Origin of the sequence: Glutamicibacter sp. NPDC087583, assembly GCF_044743685.1 — a bacterium.
Classification (GTDB): Bacteria; Actinomycetota; Actinomycetes; order Actinomycetales; family Micrococcaceae; genus Glutamicibacter.
The window spans coordinates 1,118,006-1,142,473 of record NZ_JBIUWY010000001.1 but is presented as its reverse complement, the minus strand read 5'-3'; the positions used below and the strand labels follow the sequence as shown (position 1 = coordinate 1,142,473).

Genomic DNA, 24,468 nt, shown 5'->3' with positions numbered 1-24,468 from the left:
GCGATTGCGCCGGCATCAGCCTTTAGTGCGCTGGTGAGATGATTCACAGTCCCCGATCCTCAGTTTTTCTGCGCACGGTCTAGAATGGATCATGTACTTACGAGGATGATCCTGTTACCTCGTGCCACCGCAAAAGCAATGGTGCTTCCCACGGTGCCAACCGACTTTATGGATCTGCGAGTCGGCTGAATTGGAAGGATTTTCTGTGACCCAGCAGTCTGTCGTTGCCCAGCAAGAATGGAGCGGGCGCGAAGAGCTCGCCGAGGCCATGATCCCACTGATCGGACGTCTGTACCGCAAGAACAATGTGGTGACCTCCGTCTACGGCCGCAAGCTGATCAACCAGTCCGCCATCGACATCATCAAGGCCCACCGCGTAGTGCGCCGCATCGATGGCGAAGAGCTCGACCTGAACGACACCAAGGCCATCCTGGATGCCATCGAGGCCCTGAACGTCGGTTCGGTAGCAGTTGACCTCGGCCGCGTGAACAAGAAGTTCAAGGAATCCGGTTCCGCTGATTTGAACGCTTTCCTGGCTGATGAATTGGGCGAGAAGGTTGGCCAGGCCGGCGCAACCGACGCTGAACCCCAGGACGTTGTCCTCTACGGCTTCGGCCGCATCGGACGCCTGCTGGCCCGCATCCTGATCGAGCGTGGCGGCTACGGCCTGCGCCTGCGCGCCATCGTGGTCCGCAAGGGCTCGGATGACGACATCGTCAAGCGCGCTTCGCTGCTGCGCCGCGACTCGGTGCACGGCCGCTTCGAAGGCTCGATCACGGTCGACGAGGAAAACAGCACGATCCTCGCCAACGGCACCCTGATCAAGGTCATCTACTCGAATGACCCGACCACCGTCGACTACACCGAACACGGCATCGACAACGCCATCGTGGTGGACAACACCGGCCGCTGGCGCGATGAGGCCGGACTGTCCCAGCACCTGGCCGCCAAGGGCGTTTCCCGCGTGCTGCTGACCGCACCGGGCAAGGGCGATCTGAAGAACATCGTCCACGGCATCAACGATTCGTGGATCACCGCAGAAGACAAGATCGTCACCGCTGCCTCGTGCACCACCAATGCCATCACCCCAGTGCTCAAGGCCCTGAACGACAAGTTCGGTGTCACCCACGGGCACGTCGAGACCGTTCACTCGTTCACCAACGACCAGAACCTGATCGACAACTTCCACAAGGGCGAGCGCCGCGGCCGTTCGGCAGCGCTGAACATGGTGATTACCGAAACCGGTGCCGCCAAGGCAGTGGCCAAGGCCCTGCCGGAGTTCGAAGGCAAGCTGACCGGCAACGCGATCCGTGTACCGACCCCGGATGTCTCCATGGCGATCTTGAACTTGAACCTGGAGAACGGGACCACCAAGGAAGAGCTCAATGCCTACCTGCGTGAAACCTCGCTGACCTCCAGCCTGCACAAGCAGATCGACTACATCGATTCGCCTGAGGTTGTCTCCACCGACTTCGTCGGCTCGCGCCGCGCCGGCATCGTTGACGGCCTGGCCACTATCGTGTCCGGCAAGAACGCTGTCGTCTACGTTTGGTACGACAACGAGTTCGGCTACTCCTGCCAGGTTGTGCGCGTCATCGAATCGATGGCCGGCACCCACCCGGCTGCAGTGCCTGCAGTGAAGGCTGAAGCCGTCACCGCCTAGGACCTCGCTGCTTGCAGCTGAAGGGACCATCCCAACGCATTGCGCGCTGGGATGGTCCCTTTTGCTATTCCATCCGGGTGGCACGAAGCCCTCCAAAGGACCTTCCGGGTCCAGGGGGCCAACGAGAACCAGTACCTGGCCAGCACCTCTCCAGCAAAGTCCAGGCAGGTCTCGACCTTTGCGCGCATCCGGGCGTGGAGGTCCGCTTGAGCCTGCGCCGTCCCTGCGTCAACGGCGGCTGCAGGTGCGCCGCTTCGCGGGCATCTCTGGACCCCCGCACTGCTAGGCTTTAGGCCATCAAGCATTGGATCGAGGTTGGTTAATGGACAGTACCCGGACGCTGGCGGCGCGCATGGCGAGCCAGCTGCTACTGGAGCCGGCAGAATCCGTACTGCAGGCCGCAGAACACATGCTCGCGTTCCAGTCCCAGGACTTCGCTGCAGGACGCTACGCGCTGGCTCAGCGCTCCGCAGCGCAAGAATCCCGCCAGCAAGTCGATGCGCTCTTCAGCGAAGGCCGGCTCGTGCGGTCATGGACCATGCGGGGCACGCTGCATATCTGCTTGGCCGAAGATGCGCGCTGGATGACTCGCGCAACACGTGAACGCACCTTGCGCTCCTCGGCCACACGGATGCGGGGACTGCAGATCGGCACCCAGGACATTGACCAGGCAGCTGGCATCATCAGCGCGCATCTGCAGGAGCACGGGCAAGCCAGCCGCTCCGCGCTCTTCAAGGCACTGAACCAGAATGGAATGGAGACCGGCCAGCAGCGGGGACTGGTTATCCTGCAGGTCCTCGTCCTGGACGGGTTGATCTGCCAGGGGCCCATTCCACAAGACGCGAAGCTCATCGCGCAGGACTTCGTGCTCGTGGATGAATGGATTGCAAGTCACCGGGAACCAGGAGATCCGTTGGCGCAACTCTTGCGCCGGTACCTGCACTCGCATGGGCCAGCTACCCTTCGCGACGCAGCCTGGTACACGGGACAGACGCTGACCACCATGAGAACCGCCGCAGAAGCACTCGGTGGCTTGCTGTCCAGCGCAGGAAGCGATGAGCGCGGGGAGGGCTACTGGGTCATCGCCGGCAGCCGCGCCCACCGGGAGCTTGAAGCGATGGAGCCCACCGGGCTGCCACTGCGCCTGCTCGGTCCCTTTGACGAGTACTACCTGGGTTACGCGAATCGCACGCTGGTAGCCGACGAGCAGATGGCCGCGCAGATCCTGCCCGGCAAGAACGGCATGTTCCTGCCCTTCTGGCTAGAACAAGGCAGGGCTTCGAAGCTCTGGAACGCAGAAACAGCGCCCACCGGCAAAATCGGTGCGGCGCTGCATCAGCGGTATCTGGACTTCAAGACTGCCCGGTAGGCGGCGGGAGGCCTAGTGGCCGAATGGATCCTCATCGGTACCCGGCAACCAGGTGTTGCCAGGCACGCCCCAACCCAGAGCCTTCTTGGCCTTCTTCCACTTCTTCTCCCAGCGTGGCTGCAACTTGTCCACGTAGAGGTAGCCGTCAAGGTGGTCGTACTCGTGCTGCATGATGCGCGCGAACCAGCCGTGCGCTTCGAAAGAGATCGGATTGCCGAACTCGTCGAAACCCTCCACCTTCGCATAGTCGGCACGCTGCAGCGGGTAGTTCAGCCCGGGCACGGACAAGCAGCCCTCGGAGTCGTCATCAGCATCCGCAGGAGCCTGCGACACCTTTGAAAGCGTCAGCTTGGGGTTGATCACTACGCCCCGCTCGGGAGCATCGTCCTGGTCCGCGAAGACGTAGGTGAACATGCGCAGGCCCAAACCGATCTGCGGAGCCGCCAGGCCCACGCCATGCGCTTCATCCATGGTCAGGTGCATATCGGCAACGAGCTCGCGCAAGGCGCCATCAAACTCGGTGACCTCCACCGCACGCTTGTGAAGTACAGGTTCTCCGTAAACAGTGATCTGCCGAATAGGCACGTGATCGGTTCCTTTCAAAAGTGCTTAGAGTGCTCGTCCAATAGTTTCACGCATGATCTCGCTTGTGCCACCGAAGATGGTCAGCAAGCGGGAGGCAGTGAAGGACTGGGCAATCGGGTACTCCATGATGTAGCCATAGCCGCCATGCAGCTGCAATGCCTGATCGGAAAGCTTTTTAGCGCTCTCACTAGCCCAAAGCTTGACCTCGGCAGCCTCGGAAGGATCCAGCTCGCCGTCGTTGAATGCCAGGACGGCCCGGTCCACGAAGCTTTGGGTGACATGCGCCTCAGTCTTCAGGTTAGCCAGTTCGAAACGGGTGTTCTGGTACTCGGTCAGCGCCTGGCCAAAGGTCGAGCGGTTCTTCGCATGTTCCAGCGCCTGCTCGAAGGACGCGGTGCAGATCGCCGAGGCAGCCACGGCAATAGCCAGACGGGCCTGGGGAAGCTGCGCCTTGACATGGGCCAGGCCCTGTCCAGCCTCGCCAACAAGATCTGCAGCTGAGACGCGGACATCGTCGAAGAACAGCTCAGCGGTATCAGAAGCCCGCAGCCCAATCTTGTCGAAGGGGCTGCCGTTGGTGTACCCCTCGGAACGCTCGACCATGAACAGCGAGAATGACTGCTCGCCCGCCCGTCCGCTTTCGCCATCGGTGCGCGCAAGCACCAGAGCGGCATCGCCAAACGCAGCATTGCCGATGAAAGTCTTCTGGCCGCTAATCAGCCAGTCATCCCCATCGCGGACCGCCTTGGTGCGCACCGCACGCAGGTCGGACCCCGCTCCAGGCTCGGTAAACGCGCAGGAGGTAATGGTGGAGCCATCGACCATGCGTGGAAGCCACTTGGCCTTGAGCTCGGCAGAGCCGTAGGAGAGCAGGTACGGCAGCACCAGGTCGTCGTGCAGGTGGAAGGCCAAGGCTACGGACAGATGCCCCGAACGCACGAGCTGCTCATCAAGCACTACACGGAAGCGGTAATCATCGATGCCCATGCCGCCGAACTGCTCAGGCACTGCAAGACCCAGCAGGCCGTTTTCACCGGCAGACTGCCACACCTCGCGGGGGATCTGATGATCCTTTTCCCACTGAGCGTATTTACCGGAAATCTCCCGGGCGTTGAATTCCGTAGCCAGTTCACGGAACTGCTCGTGGTCCTCTTCAAAGAGCGCGCGTTTCACAGGGGGAGTACCTTTCGGTGGATGGAACGAAGGCATAAAGCTCACTGGCTTGCCGAAGTACATCATCCATTATGGTTGCTCAAGCCAATTCGTGCCTACTCGCCAGGGCAAACAACGATTCAAGTCACTAGATAACGCAAAAAGTCTCGAAAAACACGGGGATAGACCCCAAAGCACAACGCATTCGAACATAGTTTCGAATCCGTGTTCCTAGCCACCGAAATATGACTTAACACCGCATCCGGGCAGCACTGCGCTCGCCGGCAGGTTCGAACTGCCTGTTCAATCGGTCCTGTCGGCGACGAATCTGCAGCTCGCATCCGCGCACGATGGCGTTGGCTTCACCGGAGCCAGTGATACTTCGGATCGTGCCCTGGGGAAGACTAGTGGTCCGTTGTGCAGGGGCGGGCAGTGCCAATGATGCAACCCTGGACTGTCCCGCGGGTTGCGGATCACTCCACGCGAAATCGACCCGGTTGCCGCTTGATGGAATCCGCTTGTTTCGAGACTGCTGGCAGGGTTGCGTGCGATCGCGTCGAGGCGCCCGACCTGTGCCATGGAAGCGATCTTTTCGGCGTCGGCAGGGTGCCTGGGCATCTGGTGGTTCCATTCGGTGGCCATTGCCGGCGGTGAAGGCGGGTTGGCGGCTAGCGGCGCGATGCTGAACGCCGTGTCGGATTCGCTGGCGGGGACTGGTGGCGAGTGCCTCTGGATTCCAGATGTTCGGTCTGGAATCAACGAGGCCCGGTGCCTTGCTGATTGCGCTTCAAGGCGTCGGAAACGAGAAAAGACCTGGTTCGGAATTTCCATTCCGAACCAGGTCTTTCGATCTGGGGTGAGTAACGGGGTTTGAACCCGCGACCTTCTGGACCACAACCAGACGCTCTACCGACTGAGCTATACCCACCATGTCTACTTCGTTACTAGTCAGAAGCTGTAGTGCTCATGATTTCGTACCGGGCAACGAGAAATACTATACACGTATCCAGGCCGGAAATACCAATTCGCATGGAGCCATTTCCGGGATTGTGACGGGATGCTCATTATTCATGGCCGTGGGGCTGTTGCTCGCCGCTGAACTGCCTCATGAGATGAATCCCCGTGCCGTGATCATCCCTTTGCTTGCAGTACCTTAGGGAATGGCTTTGCCGCGGGTCCGGGGCACAGCTGCGCTAGGCATCGACGGTGGAAGCCGATATAGTTCGAGCCACCGTGAAGAATTGATGATGGGGGGGGATTCTTGGGCATTGACGATCTTCTGGAAGCCTTGAATGCTGGCCAGAGAATTACCGCCGGTTCGCCGCTGCATGCGCTCATGCATAGCACAAGCCAGGACGCGCTGCGCATTTGCGCGGAGCTGAACGACGGCTACCGCAGCCCAGGGCAAGTGCGGGATTTGCTGCGGCAGCTGACCGGAACGAACGTTGACGACTCGGTGGTGCTATTCCCGCCGTTCAACTCGGAGTTTGGCCGCAATATCGAACTGGGGAAAAACGTCTTCATCAATGCTGGCTGCAAATTCCAGGACCAAGGCGGCATCAGTATCGGGGATGAGTGCTTGATTGGGCACAACGTCGTTGTGGCAACACTTAATCACGATCTTGAACCTGCTCGGCGGGCGGATATGATTCCGGCTCCAGTGATCATTGGGCGCAACGTCTGGATTGGCGCGAACGCGACCATACTTTCCGGTGTCACGATCGGCGAGAACGCAGTTGTCGCTGCCGCCGCGGTCGTAACGAAAGACGTACCTGCCGGCGCTGTTGTGGTTGGCTCGCCAGCCAGGGTGGTGCGCACGGTCTAATTCTGCGGCTCGTCAGCTGAGCGGCGGCGTTGCCAGGCGTGCGGGTAAAGCAAAAGACTCGATCCGTAACTTTCGTTCTGGATCGAGTCTTTGTCTCTGGGGTGAGTAACGGGGTTTGAACCCGCGACCTTCTGGACCACAACCAGACGCTCTACCGACTGAGCTATACCCACCATGTTTGCTTCGTTACTAGTCAGAACGCTTTTGCGAACCGATTCCGTATCTGGCAACGAGAAATACTATACACACAATTCCGCGCTTGATGCCAATCGGAAGGCCCCTGGGGCACTGTGCAGTGCATCACCAATGCGCCGGGGCCTTCGTTTAGCGGTTAGCCGGCGCTTTCGGTGATCCCGGCGGCGATCTTCCTGGCCTCATCGGAGGTTGGTCCCGGCGCCGGCACCATGATGGCGTCGCGGTAGTAGCGAAGCTCGTTGATCGAATCCTGGATGTCGCCCAGTGCGCGATGGTTGCCGGTCTTGGCTGGAGCGCCGTAGTGCGCCTTCGGGAACCAGCGGCGGCTCAGCTCCTTCAAGGTCGACACGTCGATAATGCGGTAGTGCAGGTGCTCAATGACCTCGGGCATATCGCGTGCCAAGAAGTTCTTGTCGGTGCCCACCGAGTTGCCGCCCAGCAACGCCTTGTTCGGCTCCGGAACGTGCTTCTTGATGTAGTCGACCACCAGGCGCTGGGCTTCCTCCATGGAAATGCCGTTCTCCAGCTCGGGCAGCAGGCCGCTAACCACATGCATATTGCGAACGAAATCATCCATCTGCGCCAGAGCTGCCGGCTCGGGCTTGATGACTACCTGGATGCCCTCGTCGACGATCTCCAGATCGGAGTCGGTAATGAGCACTGCTACTTCGATCAATGCGTCGTTAACCAGATCCAAGCCGGTCATTTCGCAATCGATCCATACAATTTTTTCTGAGTTACTAGCCACGTAACCAATCTACACTTCAAGCAGCGCTGTGGGGGAGCGCACCCTCGTCGCACGGCGGAAGGACAGTGTTTCAACCGGCCTGGACGCGTGCTCGATGCTAAAATCGTCTGAGATTTCCGGCTGTTGAATTGCCTGCTTGCAAGGGCGCGGCACATGCGACGCTGGCTTAATTACTCTCGAACTCATGTCCGTTACAGCCCGAGGTGTCAGTGTGTCAGCCAGCAAGCCAGCAGCAGTGAGCTCCCCGCCCTACGCTGGAGTGAATAGGACCCTTCTCAGCGGCGTCATCGGTTCCTCCCTGATCCTTTTCGGATCCTTCGGTACCGGGTGGCTGGCCAGCGTATCCCCGCTGAACCGCGACCCGTTCTTCATCATGCTGCGCACCGAACCCGCCGGCGTGATCACCTGCGTGATCCTGCTGGCCCTGGGTTGCTGGGTCCTCTTCCGTTCCTGGTGGCGCCTGGGCCAGAAGCTCAAGGGCTGGGGCGAGGGTTCGCTGAAGGTGGTCCGCCGTGCGGTCTGGCTGTGGAGCATCCCGATGTTCGTCACGTTGCCGATCATGAGCCGGGACGTGTTCGCCTACATCGGCCAAGGCCGGCTGGTGGATGCCGGGCAGGATCCTTATGTTGACGGAATATCCTCGCTGAATAACTGGTTCCAGCTCGGTGCCGACACCATGTGGGCGCAGGACGGCACCCCTTACGGCCCGCTCTACCTGAGCATCGAATTCCTCGTGGTCAAGCTGACTGGCCCTTCGACCGACGCGGCGGTCCTGGCCTTCCGCGCCATTGCATTCATCGGCGTGCTGCTCTGCCTGCGCTACGTGCCCAAGCTTGCCGAACTGCACGGTGTCCCCGGGGCCAAAGCCGCCTGGATGACCGTGGCGAACCCGCTGTTCCTGGTGAACTTCGTGGCCAGTGCGCACAACGATGCCCTGATGACCGGCCTGTCGGTCTGGGCTGTCTACCTGGCATGCAAGCGCTACGGCTTCTGGGCCATCGTGGTGCTGGCGGCCTCGGTGGGGGTCAAACCGATTACCCTGGTACTGCTGCCGTTTATCGGCCTGCTCTGGGCAGGGCCTAACGCTGCCTGGCCGCGCCGCATCCTCTACTGGTTCTACACCGGCATGATCTTCCTGGCCCTGATGACCGTGGTTGGGTGGCTCAATGGCTACTGGTTCGGTTGGCTGAAGGTCATGCTCTTCACCGGTACCGGATACTCCATCTTCTCCCCGGTAGGCATTGCGGTCATCGCGCTGAGCGGGCTGGTCTCCGCCATCGGGCTGTCCACCGAGTGGATCCTGCCCGCGGCCAAGCTCTTCGGCCGCCTGGTCGGCGTAGCCATCGCCTTTGTCTTGATCTTCCGCGGAAAGCACTCGCACCTGGTGCAGCGCTTGGCCATCGCCTTCGCGGCGATTGTCGTGCTCTCCCCGGTGATCCAGCCGTGGTACCTCCTGTGGCTGCTGCCGTTCTTCGCCGCGACCGGCCTGCGCGATGACTGGCAGATGCTCTGGCTGCACCTGACCACCATCTTCTTCCTGGCCTACCAGGCCGCTGACCAGATCTTCGTCTGGCAGTTCCTGCAGGACTCCCTGGTGCCACGCGTCCAATTGATTTCCTGGGGCATCTCCATCGCCTGCGCCTTGTACCTTGTCTTCTTCGATCCGAAGACCAAGAACATCTGCGCTGATCTGCTCAGCTCGACCAACTGGCTGAAGAAGAGCAAGAAAGCCTAGTGGCAGTGGAGCAGCCGAAGCTGGCACCGCAGCGCGCAAGCCTGCGGTCACTATCATGGCAAGGGTTCACCGCCTCGGCCATGATCACCGTCGCCTCCTGGGGCATCGGCTGGTTCCCGCGCAACCAGCTGTCCCCGCTGGCACGCAGCGGCTTCTTCATAGAATTCCGAACCGAAGTGCCAGGTGTCATCAGCTGCATCGTGCTGATGGCCGTGGGAATTGTCTGGTTGACCCGAACCTGGATCCTGGCCCGGCCATGGGTCCAGGCTGCCGGTGAGATCACCGGGCGGGGACTGGCCCGCGTGCTGGCCATGTGGTCTGCTCCGCTGATGCTCAGCTTCCCGATCCTCAGTCGCGACGTCTACTCCTACCTGGCCCAGGGCCGCATGCTGCACGCCGGCAAATCCCCGTATGCCGAAGGCGTGTCCGCGCTTCCGGGCTGGTTCGATGGCGGATCCGACAGCCTGTGGGCGCAATCGCCCTCGCCCTATGGTCCGTTCTTCCTCGTGCTCGCCCGCATCATCTACTTCGCCTCCAACGGCATTCCCGAAATCGGCGTGGGCCTGCTGCGCGTCATTGCCGTGCTCGGTGTCTGGGGCTGCTATCACTTCACTGCGAAGCTGGCGCAGAAAATGGGGCAGAGCGCCAACTGGGCCAACTGGGCCATCGTGGGCAATCCGCTGTTCCTGCTGACCATGATCGGCGGCGTCCACAACGACGCGTTGATGATCGCCGGTGTCTTCAGCGCCTTCGCCTATGCCTACGACCGCCGTCCCATGGCCGCCACGATGGCGCTGGCCATAGCCGTGTCGGTCAAGCCGATCGTGCTGCTGGCGCTGCCTTTTATCGGCTTGGTCCTGCTGGGCAGGAGCCCGTCGATGCGCGAGAGGTGGAAAATCTGGGCCAAGGTCGCGGCCCTCTCCCTGACCTGGCTGCTTTTGATCGGTGCGGTCACCAACCTCTGGTTCGGCTGGCTGCTTGCCATGTTCACCGCGGGCGATGCGGCGTTCCCGTACGCTCCCGTGGGACTGATCGGCTGGTCCCTGAGCAATCTCGTTGGCATATTCGGCGCCGATATCTCCTTGGTGAATGCCATCGTGGTGGGCGTCTTCCAGGTCATCGCGCTGGCCATTGTGGCGCGCCTGGCGCTGGCCAAGGACACCTCCAGCCCGGTGCGCCTAGCGGCGTGGGCGCTCTCGGCGGTGGTGCTACTGGCTCCGATTATCCAGCCGTGGTACATCCTGTGGCTGATGGCGCTGTTCGCCATTTCGCACAAGGTGTCCTGGGGATCGGAAAAGCTGATGATCTATGCATCCAGCCTGATCCTGGTGGCGGTTTTCGTCGACCAGCTCTCCATCGAGCAGTGGCACTCGGCCTGGCTGATGAAGACCCTGGCTGGCGTGCTCGTAGCGGGCTTGTTCATCGGCCTCTTCACTGCCGATGCCAGAACCAGGCAAGTGCTGCGCGGGCCGAAAGCATAGCCAAGGTCACATTCTGCAGCCCAGCTTTCTCCCGGAAAATTCCGCTTAGATAGAAATATGCAAACAATGTTCTGGCCAGCGGCAATCGCCATTCTCGGCGGCGCCCTCTTCTTGGCGTCCGCCGGCGTTTTCCTGCTGGCCGTGCAATACCGCCGGCATGGACGGTTGTCCTGGCGCCGCACCATCACCACCACAACCGCAGCCGTCTACGGATTCGGCCTGTTCAGCTACACCATGCTTCCGCTGCCGTCCACGCGCGACGAATTCTGCCGTCCCGGGGTGGCCATCCCGCAACTGGTGCCCGGCCGTTTCGTCGATGACTTCAGGCTGGCCATCGTGGAACGCGGACTGAGCGGATTCGCCACCAGCTTCACCCTGTGGCAGGTGCTGTTCAACATCATCTTGTTCATGCCCCTGGGCATCTTGGCCGTGCGCTGGCTGCGCGGCAACATTTTCACCGGTGTCCTGCTCGGCTTCGCGGCCTCGCTGGCCATCGAGCTGACCCAGTACACCGCTATTTGGGGGTTGTACACCTGCGCCTACCGCGTGGCCGACGTCGATGACCTGATCACTAACACTGCCGGCGCGCTGCTGGGCGCGATGATCGCCTACCTGCCGATGTTCCGCTTCCTGTCCGGCCCGGTGGAAGCGGACGCGGCCAATGCGCCGGCGCGGCCGGTGACCCGCGCCCGCCGTGCACTGGCCAACATCTTCGATGCAGGCTTCACCGCCGGAGCGCTCCTTGTCATCGGTGCTGCCCTTGAACTGCTGGAGCGCTTGGGTGCCCCGGAGTTCGGCCAACAGTGGATGAACTTCTGGCTTCCGCTGATCGTGGTCTTCTGCGTCTTCTGGCTGCCGAGCCTGGCGCCGGGACGGGCTACCCTCGGCCAGCGCTGTGCCTGGCTGATGCTCACCGACGGGCAGGGGCAACCGGCTCCGGCCGGCCGGGCCTTGCTGCGCAGCCTGCTCGGATTCGGCGGGATTAACTTCCTCTTCCAGATTTCCACCAGCATGGTCGACTTCACGCCCTACCCGCTGCTGAACATGCTCGTTGTGATCTATATCGCGATCAGCGCCTTCTACTTCATCTTCGAGGCGAATCACCGGGGGCTGGCCGGAAAAATCAGCGGTACCGGTTTCATCGACCGTCGCGCCCTTTGAGCCAAGGCACCCCAGCACCGCAAGGCGCACGCTAAAATGGAACGCGGTGGTCTGCGCCTCGGGTGCGGTCCAGCAAACTCGCGTTTGAAGACATACCGATAATTCCCAAAAAGTTAGGTCTGCTCAGCAGCATGGAAGATAACAAACCAGAGGTCCCGGCCGAACCGCACCGCGCCGTCCTAGGCACGGCCGTAGGCGCGACGGTCCTCATTGCCATCGGCGCATTCGTGCTCTCGTTCGCTGCATTGACCGACCTGGCCGAGCGCTCGGGCATCAGCCCGCGCCTGGCCTGGATCTGGCCAATCATCATTGACGGCATGATCGTGGCCGCCACCGTGGCCATCGTGGCCCTGAACGGCTTCCATCGCAAGGCCATGATCTACCCGTGGTCGCTGCTGTTCTTCGGTGCGATCGTTTCCACCGCGGCGAACTCCACCCACGCAATCTTGACCGTGGACTCGATCGAAAACGGAGTCCCGCCGCTGGTTTCCGCGCTGGTTGCCGCCATGCCGCCAATCGTCTTGCTGGCCATCACCCACCTGACCGTGCACATGTACCAGAAGAAGTCCGAGGCCGCGAAGCTGCGCGCTGAGCTGGAATACAACGAAGAGCGGGAAAACGCCGAGAAGTACGGCGTCGCTTATGATGATGGCTACAACGCTGCGCTGACCGACACCAAGACCGCCGAGGAAGAACGCCTATCGGTCCTGGAACAGGATCACCAGGACGCGCTGGCCCGAGCCCGCGCCGAAGGCATCGCGGCCGGCCGATCGGACTCGAAGGTCACCCCGATCAAGCAGAACGCGCAGCCAGCCAAGGAAACCAAGCCTGCCGCGCAGAAGAAGACCGAGGACAAGGCGCCATTGTTCGACGACATGGCTAAGCGCCTTTCCCGCCCATAAGGGCCGTCGCCGCACCCGGCTGGCGCCAGGGCATGAGCATGAGGACAGCATTTTCAGGAACGCTTTAGCATCCAGGAGGCATCAATGATGGATCCGGCGCAGGGCCAGGCGAACGACGAGTTCTCCGAACAGATTGCGGCCGCCGTTGAGCAGTACAAGTCTGTGACCGGCGAACTCAATACCGTCATGTCGGCCATGAAGGCGAAGATCCGCCGGTTGTTCGCGAATTCCGAGGTGCAACCGCTGTTCATTACCGGCCGGGTGAAATCGCCGCAGTCCTTCGCGGCCAAGGCCTCGCGCCGGCTGCAGGAAAGTTCCGAGACCGCCCCGGTGCTGGAATTCCCCAACCCGCTGCGCGAAATCCACGACATGGTGGGCATCCGCATCATCGTGATGCTGCCCCATGAAATCCAGCAGGTGGCCAGCCTGATCAAGTCGCACCGCGACTCCTTCGACTGCCGCAGCGACCGGGAGAAGGACATCGGCTCGGTGGAGTCCGGCACCTACGGCTACTCCTCGCGCCACCTGCTGCTCAAGACCCGCAGCGAGCCGATCGTGCGCAAATTCCAGGAGGCTTTGGGCAAGCCGGTGGTAGCCAGCGGCAACTTCGTTTTCGAAGTGCAGATCCGCACCGTGCTGCAGCATGCCTGGTCCGAAATGGAGCACGACATCCGCTTCAAGCATCCCGGCGAGGCCGCCTGGAATCCGCAGATCGACCGCCACTTCACCGCCACCGCGGCGATGCTGGAAACCGTGGAGGACTACTTCACGGACATCGACGAGCTGTACCACCGCCTGAACGGCTACCACGACCAGCAGGGCGCCGGATCCGAGCCGTTGACCGGCGAGAAGATCGGCGAAATATGGCAGACGCTGTTGCCGCACGTCGACCGCAAGCGCGATGACGATTGGTCCTGGGCCGCCGAGCTGCTCGGCTCCCACGGCATCGACCAGACCTGGCAGCTGGCGCAGCTGCTGGATGCGAATGTGGTCACCGATGTGCGTGCGGCGCTGGACCACCGGTACTCGCCGGGTCCGGACCGCTTGCTGGACGACGTGCTGCTCTGGCGCTTCGGCAAGGACCACATCGACAAGACCAGCGGCGGGGACCTGCGCCGCGAAGCCTCCTTGCGCCGCCGCCTGATCCAGATGATGGATTACCGATCGCAACCCAGCGACAAGGAATAATTTCGATTCGAAGCCCGGATTTCCACTGCGGTGGAAGTGCGGGCTTCGATTCTTTAGCCAGCTCAACCCCAAACTGTTAGTTTGTGCACGTTCCGCAGGCCACGGCGTGGTTGGCCGGTAGAATAGTCAAGTTGCCCAATTTGTGGGCCGCACAATTCTTGTACCCGCATGAAAGGGCCACACCATATGATTTCCGTAGCCAACCTTGAGCTACGCGTCGGCGCCCGCTTGCTGATGGACGAAGTGAACTTCCGCATCGACAAGGGCGACAAGATCGGACTGGTGGGACGCAACGGTGCCGGCAAGACGACGATGACCAAGGTCCTCGCCGGCGAGACCCAGCCAGCCTCGGGTGAGGTCACCTTCAAGGGCTCCATCGGCTACCTGCCGCAGGACCCCAAGACCCCTGACATGGAGCAGCTGGCGCGCAATCGCATCCTTGGCGCCCGCGGCCTGGACGTGGTGGTCACCAAGCTGGCCCAGAACCGCGAGGACATGGCCAGCGAGGACGCTGCCGTCTCCGCCAAGGCCATGCGCCAGTACGACCGGTTGGAAGCAGAATTCATCGCTGCCGGTGGCTACGCTGCCGAATCCGAAGCGGCCGCCATCTGCGCCAACCTGGATTTGCCGGACCGCATCCTGGACCAGCCGCTGCGCACCCTGTCCGGTGGACAGCGCCGCCGCGTCGAGCTGGCCCGCATCCTCTACTCGGACGCCGAGACCCTGCTGCTCGATGAGCCGACCAACCACCTGGACGTCGATTCGATCATGTGGCTGCGCGACTTCATCAAGAACTACCCCGGCGGCGTGCTGATGATCAGCCACGATACCGGCCTGATGGAATCCACCGTGAACAAGGTGCTGAACCTCGACGCGAACCGCGGCGTGGTGGATGTCTACAACATGAACTGGAAGCGCTACAAGATCCAGCGCGAAACCGATGAGCGTGCCCGCAAGCGCGAGCGCGCCAACATCGAGAAGAAGGCTTCGGTCCTGCTGACCCAGGCGAACAAGATGAAGGCCCGCGCCTCCGGCGCCTCGGCGGCGCAGTCCATGCTCAAGCGCGTGGATCGCATGCTTTCCGGGCTGCAGGAAGAGCGTTCCTCCGACAAGGTTGCAGCCCTGCGCTTCCCGGATCCGGCTCCCTGCGGCAAGACCCCGCTCATGGCCGAAGGCCTGTCCAAGGCCTATGGCTCGCTGGAGATCTTCAACGATGTCTCGCTGGCCATCGACCGCGGCTCGAAGGTTGTCATCCTGGGCCTGAACGGTGCCGGCAAGACCACCTTGCTGCGCATGCTCGCCGGTGTCTCCGAACCCGATACCGGAAAGATCATTCCGGGCCACGGCCTGAAGATCGGCTACTTCGCCCAGGAGCATGACACCTTGGATCCGGAAGCCAGCGTGCTGGAGAACATGCGCCGCAACGCGCCTGACCACCTGAACGATGCCGACGTCCGCTCGATCCTCGGCTCGTTCCTGTTCGTCGGCGACGACGTGACCAAGCCGGCCGGCGTGCTCTCCGGCGGCGAGAAGACCCGTCTGGCCCTGGCCACCATCGTGGCTTCCAGCGCCAATGTGCTGCTGCTTGATGAGCCGACCAACAACCTCGACCCTGCCTCGCGCGCCGAGGTGCTGGGCGCGCTGTCCACCTTCCCGGGTGCCGTGGTCATGGTGTCCCACGATGAGGGCGCAGTGATGTCGTTGCAGCCTGAGCGCGTGGTCATCCTGCCTGATGGCGATGAGGACCTCTTCAACGAGGATTACCTGGAATTGGTTTCGCTGACTTAAATCCTGACAACGCGCAATAGCTCTCGTAGGCTTGGCAGATCACCATCTTCAAAGGGAGCTGCCAAGCCATGAGTGTTTTTGGACGCAAATTACCGCGGATCGCAGGCGCTGGGCTGCTGCTTGCCAGCGCGCTGGCCGGCTGCGCCGCACAGGTTTCCGATGAGGTCAACGCCCAGTGGACGCTGCTGGACCCTGCCGGGGTGAATGCGTCGAGCACCAGCCTCGACCTCGGGGTCATGCGGCTTGCCTGTTCCTCCGGGGTGACCGGCGAGGTGACCGCCACCCAGGTGGAGCTGTCCAATGACCAGATCGCCATCGGGATCGTGGTTGAACCGCTGGAAGGCGAAGCGCATGCCTGCCAGGGCAACGAGACCGCGCCCTACACGCTGGAACTGCAGGAGCCGGTGGGGGACCGCACCCTCATCGATGCCTCCTGCCTCGAAGGCGAGTGGCACAAGACTCCTGGGTGCAGCGACAGCGGGATCCGCTGGACGCCGCCGGCCAACGGCAGCTGAAAGAAAACTGCATTAAGCAGAGAACCGCGCGGCAACTGGAATATTCCAGCTGCCGCGCGGTTCCCTTGTTTCCCGCAGCTACTTCGGGAGGCCCCCTGGCGTGTGGTCGGCCTGGTCGAGCAACGCATCCTCGATGGCTTCATCGGTCGGCGTGCCGTCACGGCGGAACTTCTTATCCGGCTTGGCGCGAATCTTGCGCACCTTGTGCAGCGGCTCGTCCAGGCCCAGCGCCTCGGCTTCGGCTTGCTCGGCGGCATCCTCGGCGTTCAGCTTCTTCTGCTGGCGAGCGGCATACCAGAAGCCGATGAAGGCCAGCACGCCAAAGATGTACCACTGGATCTCGTAGGAAAGATGCGGACCTTCATCCATATCCGGAGCGTCCAGCTGCAGTGGCGCAGTGGCCGGGGCCGGATCCTCTTCATACATCAGGCCGTAGGCGCCCTGGGCGATCTCGTAGTCCAGGAGCTTGGCGTAGTCTTCGAGCTGGATCGAAGCCAATTGGCCCTCCGGGGCGCCGCGGTCCAAGCGGATTTCCGATGGTTTCAAGCGCACATCCACAGTGACTTCTCCGGCAGGTGGCGCTGGAACAGCATCCGGGTGGCCGTCTTCCTGGTTGCCGATCGGCAGGTAGCCGCGGTTCACGACGACAGTTCCGCCCTCGTTGGTCCTGAACGGCACCAGCACCTCGTAGCCGGGGCTGCCGGCCTTGATGCGGTTGCGCACGATTATGGTATCCGCGGGCAGATATTGGCCGGTGAGCTGCGCGGTCATCCAGGTCTTGTCCTCGTCCAGGTCCTGGAAATTCTCCAGGGCCTGCGTGCCGGTGACCGGCTCTGCGAAGTAGTTGCGGTTGACCCGTTCGATGCCCTCGAGGACTTCGGCACGGCGGTCGGCTTGCCAATTGCCCAAGCCAATGCAGGCGGCGGCGAAGATCGCCACCAGAATGAGCCAGCCGACCCACCGGGTACTGGCCAGAAAACGATACATCTACTTGCTTTCTCCTTCATTGCCCGGCATCGGCAGCGTTTCCTTGTAGAGCAGGCGTTCCTTCAGATACGTTTCGAGCCAGTCGCGGTGCTCTTCGCAGGCCAGCCAGATTTTGCGCCGGTCCGGGGTGTGGATCTTCGGATTATTCCACAGCAGCTGGTGGCTGGCGGCGTTGCGGCAGCCCTTTCGCGAGCACTGGATTTCGGCGGCGGCAGGGGAGCCGCCGAGCGAACCTAGCAGATCCACTAGTCCTCCTTGGGAGCAGTTGTTGGCTGTTGCACCGGTTCAGCTTCTTCGGCGAAGCTTCCGTCGATCACTTCTGGTTCCGGTGCCTGCTGCGCGGCCGGCGCGGTTTCGTCCGGTGCGGCGATAGCCTCGGCGCCGGGAGCCTTGTAGAACTCGGCGGGCGGTTCGCGTTTGGTCAGATCCGCACCGCCGTTGGCGATCACCACTGCGATATAGGGAAGGATAATTGCTCCCGCGAGCAAGACCCAGCGCAGCCAGCCATCGAAGAAGAAAGCGAGAACGAAGCAGATCAGGCGCACGGTCATGGAAATCGTGTATTTGCGCACACGTGAATCGCGCTCGGTGGTATGGGACTCGCGCGCTTCGGTAATGCGGTGAACTTCCGGTTGGCTGGAACCGTGATTCGTGGGCTGTGGGGACATGTAAAAGACTTCGCTTCGCAGTACGGGATCTGCTCCCATTGTCTCACCTGCGGCACGAAGAGTGTAATTTCTACGCGCTGTCGAAGCGGTAAAACTGGGTAGTAACTAATAGGATTGTTCACGGAGTAGCTACTTAACTAGGCAAAGTGCGCTTTTCGGCTGGCCCTTGGAGAGATTTACCATGCCAGGACAGCGAGCGCATGAACGGAGAAATACATTGACTACGGAACCAACCACTGGCCGCAGTGTCCTCGTGACCGGCGGCAACCGCGGCATCGGACTTGCTATTGCGCGCGCATTCGAAGCCAACGGCGACAAAGTGGCCATTACCTACCGCAGCGGCGAGGTTCCCGCCGGACTGCTCGGCGTCAAGGCCGATGTCACCGACGGCGAATCGATCGACGCGGCCTTCAAGGAAGTTGAAGCGGCCCACGGTCCGGTAGAAGTCCTCGTCGCCAATGCGGGGGTCACCAAGGACACCCTGCTGCTGCGCATGAGCGAAGACGACTTCACCTCGGTGATCGACACCAACCTCACCGGCGCCTTCCGCGTGATCAAGCGCGCGTCCAAGGGCATGATCCGGCTCAAGCGCGGCCGTGTCGTGCTGATTTCCTCGGTCGTCGGCCTTTACGGCTCGCCAGGGCAGATCAACTACGCGGCGTCCAAGGCCGGCCTGGTGGGCATCGCCCGCTCGCTGACCCGTGAACTGGGCTCACGCGGCATCACCGCCAACGTTGTGGCTCCGGGCTTCATCAACACCGAGATGACCGCTGTTCTGCCAGAGGACACCCAGAAGGAATACCTCTCCAGCATCCCGGCCAACCGCTTTGCTGAGCCTGAAGAGGTTGCCAACGTGGTCCGCTGGATCGCCAGCGACGAAGCAGGCTACATCTCCGGTGCCGTGATCCCGGTTGATGGCGGCCTGGGCATGGGCCACTAGAAGATTTAAGCAAGAAATCCAAAGGAGTACCACCATGAGTGAATTCAAAGGTGCCGTTGTAACCGGTTCCTCGCGCGGCATCGGTGCGGTGACCGCGCAGCTGCTGGCCGAGCAGGGCGTTGGCGTAGTGGTCAACTACCGCGCCAAGGCCCCGCGCGCCAACAAGATTGTTGCCGCTATTGAAGAAAAGGGCGGCAAGGCCGTTGCCGTGGGCGCCGACCTGACCACCGTTGAGGGTCCGCAGGCTCTGGTTGACGCGGCTGTTGAGAACTTCGGCTCGCTGGATGTCGTCGTGCTCAACGCTTCGGGCGGCATGGAAACCTCCATGGGCGAAAACTATGCGCTGCGCCTGAACCGTGACGCGCAGGTGGCCATGCTGGAAGCCGCGCTGCCCCAGCTGAGCGAGGGCGGCCGCGTGGTCTTCGTTACCAGCCACCAGGCGCACTTCATCAACGAAGTAACCACCATGGATGCCTACGACGCTGTGGCCAAGTCCAAGCGCGCCGGCGAAGATGCACTGCGTGAAATGATCCCGAAGCTGGCCGAGAAGAACATCACCTTCGTGGTGGTCTCCGGTGACATGATCGAAGGCACCATCACCGCAACCCTGCTCAACCGCATGGAGCCAGGTGCTATCGACGCCCGCCGCGAAGCTGCCGGCAAGCTGTACTCCGTCGAGGAGTTCGGCGCCGAGGTAGCCAAGATGGTCTTCGCCGACGTCGAGACCGGCCACACCGAGCTGGTTGGCGGCGCAGGCGACTTCCTGGAGCAGTCGGGCAAGTAAGCCCCGCAGCAGCGCGCATCAGCTGGCGGCAGTTACCCCGTGCAGGGGTTCCGACCGCCAGCTTTTCCGTGCCTGGGGCAAAATGCGCAGGGTTAAGCGAAATCGCCGGGCACCTCCGAAAGGGAGGCGCCCGGCGATTTCGCTTGGATCAGTCCTTGGGCTTGTCGCCGCAGACGATCTTGTGCCATGGGCTGTAGGTCCAGCTCTTGGTTTCAGCTGGCAGCTTCTTGGATCCATCGAAGGCTTCCCGGTAGCGGGTGATATCGATGCTGAAGCCCTTCTTGCCACCAGATTCCGAGACGCACTTTTCGGCCGGGTTGTACTTGGTTTCGGGGTTGGTCTGGTTGTACTTGCCCGAGCTCTTCTGCGAGACATCCCAGTACTTGGTGGACCACAGGCGGGTATTGACCTTGTCGCCCGAAACCCAGGCCTGGATCATCACGCCGTAGGGGGTGTTGTTCTCCCAGATCATGTCGATCTGGCCTTCCCACAAGGTGGCTTCGCGTCCCGCGGGGTAGCGCTCGAACCAGCGCGAATGCGGCTTGTGGGTGATGTCGTCGTATCCGGCCAGGAAGCCGACGTTGTACATCTGGGTGGAGATCTGCGAGAGTCCGCCGCCTACGGCTTCGGTGCTGAAGCCGCTTTCCACGACCCCGGAGCTGTAATAGCCGTTGGCCACGGTGATCGGGCCCAAGGCCTGCAGCAGCGAGAAGCGTTCGCCGGGCTTGATGATATCGCCATTGACGCGCGCCGAACCGGCATGCAGGTTCTTGGTGCGTACGGTATCGGAAGCCGGGTAGGGAGTGGAGAAGGTGACGATCGGTTCCTTGATGCCGAGCTTCTTCGCATCTGCGGTGGTGAAGTCGGCTTCCTTCTCGGTCATCTCAACTTCGGCAGTGCGGTTCTTGGCAGCGGTGGCGGCCAGGACCTTGGCGCCCAGGCCCTTGGTCTCCAGCGAGATGCCCTTGGAGGACTTGATGATGGACGGCTTGCCGTCCTTCAAGACGATCTGCGCATCCTTGGCAGTGCTGGAAAGATCTGAATTCTTCGTCGCAGCCTTGTAGAGCTTCTCGTCATCCAATGCGATCGCTGGGGCGCCATCCTTGGGCGCGTACTTTGCCGCCGCGGCAATAGACGCGGCCGAGATGGACGCCTTCTTGTCATCCGATGCCAGGATGACCTCGTCCTTCAGCAGCGCCTTGACGTCCTTGTCGTAGAACGCCTGCAGGGCGTCGGCAGAGATCGCCGGCTTGCTGACTTCGGCAGGAAGGTCGATCGCCGCGCCGGCAATTTCCCATTCCTCGCTGATCAGTGTGGCGGCTTCTTCGGTCTTCAGCGCTACGCCGTCAACGGGCTTGGTCAGCTTCGAGGTGCCATCCTTGAAATCGATGGTTCCTTCGGCGACCTCGGCATTGGCCTTCTTGGCCAGCGCTTCAAGCTGCGCGCCCAGTTTTTCCTGATCCACGTCGACCGCTGGGGTGACGTGGAATTCGCCGGTGAGCCGCTCGTAGAGCTTGGCGGGGTTGATTTCGTAGGAAGTCAGTTCGTTGATGGTTTCATCAACGTTCAGTTCCAGGCCGGCCTTGGCCGGATCCAGGGTGTACTTTTCACCGTTGACGGTGACATCCATTGGCTTTTCAGCCAGGGGGAGTACCTCGCGTTCCAATTCGGCGCGAGCCTGGTCCTTGTTCATGGATCCGATGTTCACGCCCGCAATTGACGCGTTGGCTGGAACCTGGGAACTGACATAGGCGGCTCCGCCGAAATATGCTGCGGCTACGGCTGCAACACAAGAACCGGTAATGATCCAAGGCTTGGCCTTGCTCTTCGGCTTCTTCTTGTCTTGTGCGGAGTGCGTAGGCGTAGTTGAGGAACTGTCCGGGGAGGGGGTCTGCACTGGTCTGGTAGCTCTTTCGAAAGCGATAGGGGCTACGCGCGCGGCTAGGACTTATGCCGCCAGCCGTTAAACGCGTCAATAGAAATACTAACCGCTGGAACAACCGATCAAGTTACCGAAAGCCGCTATCGGCAGAATTGTTATGCAGTTGTTGGATTCCGCTAAGCCAAATCATTGAGTACTAGGTCGGCGATGACGTCCAGGCGCGAGAAGTCCAGGCGCACGTCCGCCTCATCGCGCAGGGCAGGCTTCGCATTGAAAGCGACGCCCAAACCCGCGGCAGCAACCATGGCCAGGTCATTGGCGCCATCACCGGCGGCGACGGTTGCCGTCATCGGGATCTGATGTTCCTCGGCCCAGGCGCGCAGCATCGTTTCCTTCATGCCGCGATCGACGATCTGGCCGTGAACGGTTCCGTCAAGAATTCCCTCGGAAATGCCCAAGGTGTTAGCCAGCGCATGGTCCAGGCCCAGATGGGCAGCCAACGGATCCAGGATCTGCTGGAACCCGCCGGAAACTACGCCGACCTTGTGCCCAGCAGCGTGGAACCGCTTGACCAGGGCTTCGGCGCCGTCCGAGAGGACAATGCGCTGGCCTACCTCGGCAAGGACAGTATCTGGCAGATCCTTCAAGGTAGCTACGCGCTGGATCAAGGACTGGGCGAAATCCAGCTCACCGCGCATCGCGGCTTCGGTCACCGCAGCCACTTCTTCTTCCCGTCCAGCGTGAGCGGCGAGCAGTTCGATGACTTCCTGCTTGATCAAGGTGGAATCGACATCCATCAGCAAGAGCAGCTGCGGAGCATCGACGAGTTCGGCCGGTACCACCGCTACGCACATGTCCGCGTATTCCAGTGCGCCGTCGGCGACCTGCGCATCGACGAATGCAGCAGCGGCCTGCTGCAGCTTCGCCTGATCGGCCTGTTCAAGGCGGAACTTGGCGACCAGCCGCTCTTCGCTGGCTTTGATCTGGCTCTCGTCCGCGGCGGGAATGAGCCCGGCGGCGGCCGCTTGCTGCAATACAGCGTTGAAGTCTGTGCGGGAGAAAGCGGGGCGGGATGCGAAAACCAATGATGAAGCCATGCAACCATTTTTCATTGCTTCGGTGTTTACGACCAAACATGACGTGTTGGCGCAAAGTCGCTGACCAGGCCTGGGGGAGCGAACTAGTATTGCCGTTGGACGCAATACAGGTCAATCCGGCGATCTCAGGCCCCGTTCGGCATTTCCAATTAGTGAAACAGGGGCGAAAAGTCTAATCTTGAATACCATGAGCGAAGTGCTAACTTTCAAAGATGTCAGCGTTGTACGCGGGCGAAAAGACCTGCTCAAGGACGTGTCCTGGGAAGTCAAAGAAGGACAGCGGTGGATTGTGATCGGCCCCAATGGCGCCGGCAAGTCGACCTTGATGAACATTGCGGCCACCCGGCTGCACCCAACCCGCGGTACCGCGGATATCCTTGGCGAACGTTTGGGCAAGGTGTCGGTCTTCGATCTGCGTCCGTTGATCGGCCTGAGCTCAGCCCTGGTTGCCAACTCCATTCCAGCCAACGAAACCGCGCTGAACGTAGTACTCACCGCGGCTTACGGCATGACCGGTCGCTGGCGCGAGAAGTACGAGAAGCTCGATGAGCGCCGTGCTTTCCATCTGCTCCACAACTGGGGCATGTCCACCTTCATGAACCAGCCTTTCGGCAAGCTTTCCGAAGGCGAGCGCAAGCGCGTGCTGATCGCCCGTGCCTTGATGACCGATCCCGAACTGCTGATCCTCGATGAGCCTGCAGCAGGCTTGGACCTTGCCGGGCGCGAAGACCTGGTTGGCAAGCTGGCGGAACTGGCAGCCGACGAGGATGCCCCGGCGCTGGTTCTGGTAACCCACCACCTTGAAGAGGTGCCAGCGGGATTCACCCACATCCTGATGATGCGCGACGGCGAAGTTGTCGCTGCCGGCGAGATCGAATCCACGCTGAACGAAGCGAACCTGGAAGCAACCTACGGCATGCCGCTGAGCCTGCGCCGTGAAGGTGGACGCTACTCTGCTTTTGCACGCAGCTAACAGCAATAACTAAAGGGGAAAATTCCACGTGATCGAATTTTGGCGCGAAGCCCTGGTCTTCATTGGCGGACTGTGGGCCGGAACTATCAACACCGTCGTCGGTTCGGGCACGTTGGTCACTTTCCCCATTCTCGTGGCGTTGGGCATGGCTCCGGTGAATGCCGTCGTCTCCAACGCCATGGGTCTGGTTGCTGGTGGCTTCTCCGGTGCCTGGGGGTACCGTCGAGAAGCTGCCAGCGTCAAGAAGACGCTGCTCAAACTCGTGCCGGTTTCACTGGTCGGCGGGTTGATCGGTTCCTTGCTCCTCCTGAACCTGCCGGAGTCCGTCTTCGGCATCGTTGCGCCGGTGCTGCTGGTTTGCGCGCTGGTGCTGGTGATCTTCCAGCCCCGTCTTGCCAAGTGGGCGAAGACCCGGCAGGCCGCTTCCGGCGGCACCGACCCGGATGATGCCGATCGCGCCCAGATTCCAATGGTCCTCTACATCCTGGTGTTCATCATCGGTGTCTACGGCGGCTACTTCACCGCCGCGCAGGGAGTCCTGCTGATGGCGGTATTCGGCGTGTTCTTGCAAGCATCCCTGCAGCAGTCCAATGCAATCAAGGTCATCCTCTCCCTGATCGTGAATCTCGTGGCGGCCGCGATGTACCTGATCATTGCGCCGGAACGCATCAATTGGCTCGTCGTCCTGCTTATCGCTGTCGGCTCGCTGATCGGCGGATTTGCCGGCGCCAAGATTGGCCGCAAGCTCTCGCCTGGGCTGCTGCGCCTGGTCATCGTCATCCTGGGCCTGGTCGCCCTGGGCAACATGCTCTACAAGTTGGTGTAGCTTC

Annotated in this window: 22 protein-coding genes and 2 tRNA genes; 14 read left to right on the top strand and 10 right to left on the bottom strand. The window is 61.5% G+C overall.

Annotated features, from left to right (window positions below; all coding sequences use genetic code 11):
* The first annotated feature begins 205 nt into the window (after positions 1-205).
* Positions 206-1,663: a glyceraldehyde-3-phosphate dehydrogenase gene (locus tag ACIOU9_RS05425; RefSeq protein ID WP_105657779.1), complete on the top strand. Its 1,458-nt coding sequence runs from the start codon at positions 206-208 to the stop codon at positions 1,661-1,663.
* Between the two features lie 322 nt (positions 1,664-1,985).
* A complete protein-coding gene (locus ACIOU9_RS05420) occupies positions 1,986-3,032 on the top strand; it encodes a winged helix DNA-binding domain-containing protein (RefSeq protein WP_388021954.1) in 1,047 nt (348 codons plus the stop codon).
* A gap of 12 nt (positions 3,033-3,044) precedes the next feature.
* On the opposite strand, the gene def is transcribed toward ACIOU9_RS05420, so the two are convergent.
* The 3 genes from def to ACIOU9_RS05405 form a co-directional block, all read right to left on the bottom strand.
* Positions 3,045-3,617: a peptide deformylase gene (def, locus tag ACIOU9_RS05415; RefSeq protein ID WP_105657783.1), complete on the bottom strand. Its 573-nt coding sequence runs from the start codon at positions 3,615-3,617 to the stop codon at positions 3,045-3,047.
* Positions 3,618-3,641: 24 nt separating this feature from the next.
* The gene (locus ACIOU9_RS05410; RefSeq protein ID WP_332489259.1) at positions 3,642-4,790 is read right to left on the bottom strand and encodes an acyl-CoA dehydrogenase family protein; all 1,149 of its coding nucleotides are present in this window, start codon (positions 4,788-4,790) and stop codon (positions 3,642-3,644) included.
* Positions 4,791-5,621: 831 nt separating this feature from the next.
* Positions 5,622-5,697: transfer RNA gene (locus ACIOU9_RS05405), tRNA-His, on the bottom strand.
* Positions 5,698-6,030: 333 nt separating this feature from the next.
* Between ACIOU9_RS05405 and ACIOU9_RS05400 the strand changes: the two genes are divergently transcribed.
* Positions 6,031-6,594 (top strand): DapH/DapD/GlmU-related protein, encoded by a 564-nt coding sequence (locus tag ACIOU9_RS05400; protein ID WP_105657784.1) that lies wholly within the window; start codon positions 6,031-6,033, stop codon positions 6,592-6,594.
* 97 nt (positions 6,595-6,691) lie between these two features.
* Here ACIOU9_RS05400 and ACIOU9_RS05395 read toward each other — a convergent pair.
* A tRNA-His gene (locus ACIOU9_RS05395) sits at positions 6,692-6,767 on the bottom strand.
* 158 nt (positions 6,768-6,925) lie between these two features.
* Positions 6,926-7,537, bottom strand: coding sequence for an oligoribonuclease (gene orn, locus ACIOU9_RS05390; protein ID WP_332488932.1), 612 nt, complete (start codon positions 7,535-7,537; stop codon positions 6,926-6,928).
* A 235-nt stretch (positions 7,538-7,772) separates the two neighbouring features.
* Between orn and mptB (ACIOU9_RS05385) the strand changes: the two genes are divergently transcribed.
* The 7 genes from mptB (ACIOU9_RS05385) (at position 7,773) to ACIOU9_RS05355 (ending at position 16,307) form a co-directional block, all read left to right on the top strand.
* Positions 7,773-9,272 (top strand): polyprenol phosphomannose-dependent alpha 1,6 mannosyltransferase MptB, encoded by a 1,500-nt coding sequence (gene mptB / locus ACIOU9_RS05385; protein WP_402696207.1) that lies wholly within the window; start codon positions 7,773-7,775, stop codon positions 9,270-9,272.
* Positions 9,273-9,277: 5 nt separating this feature from the next.
* Positions 9,278-10,753 (top strand): polyprenol phosphomannose-dependent alpha 1,6 mannosyltransferase MptB, encoded by a 1,476-nt coding sequence (gene mptB / locus ACIOU9_RS05380; protein ID WP_402696206.1) that lies wholly within the window; start codon positions 9,278-9,280, stop codon positions 10,751-10,753.
* A 57-nt stretch (positions 10,754-10,810) separates the two neighbouring features.
* On the top strand, positions 10,811-11,914 hold the full coding sequence (locus tag ACIOU9_RS05375; RefSeq protein ID WP_332488926.1) for a VanZ family protein: 1,104 nt from the start codon (positions 10,811-10,813) through the stop codon (positions 11,912-11,914).
* A gap of 131 nt (positions 11,915-12,045) precedes the next feature.
* On the top strand, positions 12,046-12,816 hold the full coding sequence (locus ACIOU9_RS05370) for a DUF2637 domain-containing protein (protein WP_133833406.1): 771 nt from the start codon (positions 12,046-12,048) through the stop codon (positions 12,814-12,816).
* 84 nt (positions 12,817-12,900) lie between these two features.
* A complete protein-coding gene (locus ACIOU9_RS05365; protein WP_105657790.1) occupies positions 12,901-14,004 on the top strand; it encodes a GTP pyrophosphokinase family protein in 1,104 nt (367 codons plus the stop codon).
* Positions 14,005-14,190: 186 nt separating this feature from the next.
* The gene (locus tag ACIOU9_RS05360) at positions 14,191-15,792 is read left to right on the top strand and encodes an ABC-F family ATP-binding cassette domain-containing protein (protein WP_400342354.1); all 1,602 of its coding nucleotides are present in this window, start codon (positions 14,191-14,193) and stop codon (positions 15,790-15,792) included.
* Positions 15,793-15,860: 68 nt separating this feature from the next.
* Positions 15,861-16,307, top strand: coding sequence for a hypothetical protein (locus ACIOU9_RS05355; RefSeq protein WP_133833405.1), 447 nt, complete (start codon positions 15,861-15,863; stop codon positions 16,305-16,307).
* 78 nt (positions 16,308-16,385) lie between these two features.
* Here the strand turns inward: ACIOU9_RS05355 and ACIOU9_RS05350 are convergent, their stop codons facing one another.
* Genes ACIOU9_RS05350 through ACIOU9_RS05340 form a run of 3 tightly spaced genes read right to left on the bottom strand, consistent with a single transcriptional unit; the run spans position 16,386 to position 17,962 of the window.
* The gene (locus ACIOU9_RS05350) at positions 16,386-17,294 is read right to left on the bottom strand and encodes an SURF1 family protein (RefSeq protein ID WP_400342356.1); all 909 of its coding nucleotides are present in this window, start codon (positions 17,292-17,294) and stop codon (positions 16,386-16,388) included.
* The gene (locus ACIOU9_RS05345) at positions 17,295-17,540 is read right to left on the bottom strand and encodes an acetone carboxylase (protein ID WP_105657794.1); all 246 of its coding nucleotides are present in this window, start codon (positions 17,538-17,540) and stop codon (positions 17,295-17,297) included.
* The gene (locus tag ACIOU9_RS05340; protein ID WP_105657862.1) at positions 17,540-17,962 is read right to left on the bottom strand and encodes a DUF3099 domain-containing protein; all 423 of its coding nucleotides are present in this window, start codon (positions 17,960-17,962) and stop codon (positions 17,540-17,542) included. The genes ACIOU9_RS05345 and ACIOU9_RS05340 overlap by 1 nt, the downstream gene beginning before the upstream one ends.
* 217 nt (positions 17,963-18,179) lie before the next feature.
* Here ACIOU9_RS05340 and ACIOU9_RS05335 point away from each other — a divergent pair, with 217 nt between their 5' ends.
* Together ACIOU9_RS05335 and ACIOU9_RS05330 are read left to right on the top strand one after the other, a co-directional pair.
* The gene (locus tag ACIOU9_RS05335; protein ID WP_105657795.1) at positions 18,180-18,902 is read left to right on the top strand and encodes a beta-ketoacyl-ACP reductase; all 723 of its coding nucleotides are present in this window, start codon (positions 18,180-18,182) and stop codon (positions 18,900-18,902) included.
* 34 nt (positions 18,903-18,936) lie between these two features.
* Positions 18,937-19,686, top strand: a complete 750-nt coding sequence (locus ACIOU9_RS05330; protein WP_105661240.1) for an SDR family oxidoreductase — start codon at positions 18,937-18,939, stop codon at positions 19,684-19,686.
* Positions 19,687-19,834: 148 nt separating this feature from the next.
* Here the strand turns inward: ACIOU9_RS05330 and ACIOU9_RS05325 are convergent, their stop codons facing one another.
* Both ACIOU9_RS05325 and serB read right to left on the bottom strand, forming a co-directional pair.
* Positions 19,835-21,583, bottom strand: a complete 1,749-nt coding sequence (locus ACIOU9_RS05325) for a VanW family protein (protein ID WP_105657797.1) — start codon at positions 21,581-21,583, stop codon at positions 19,835-19,837.
* A gap of 161 nt (positions 21,584-21,744) precedes the next feature.
* Complete coding sequence (serB, locus tag ACIOU9_RS05320) at positions 21,745-22,665, bottom strand: phosphoserine phosphatase SerB (protein WP_332488915.1); 921 nt, start codon at positions 22,663-22,665, stop codon at positions 21,745-21,747.
* Positions 22,666-22,852: 187 nt separating this feature from the next.
* Here serB and ACIOU9_RS05315 point away from each other — a divergent pair, with 187 nt between their 5' ends.
* Positions 22,853-23,638, top strand: coding sequence for an ABC transporter ATP-binding protein (locus ACIOU9_RS05315; protein WP_105657799.1), 786 nt, complete (start codon positions 22,853-22,855; stop codon positions 23,636-23,638).
* 28 nt (positions 23,639-23,666) lie between these two features.
* A complete protein-coding gene (locus tag ACIOU9_RS05310) occupies positions 23,667-24,464 on the top strand; it encodes a sulfite exporter TauE/SafE family protein (protein WP_133833401.1) in 798 nt (265 codons plus the stop codon).
* Positions 24,465-24,468: the final 4 nt, after the last annotated feature.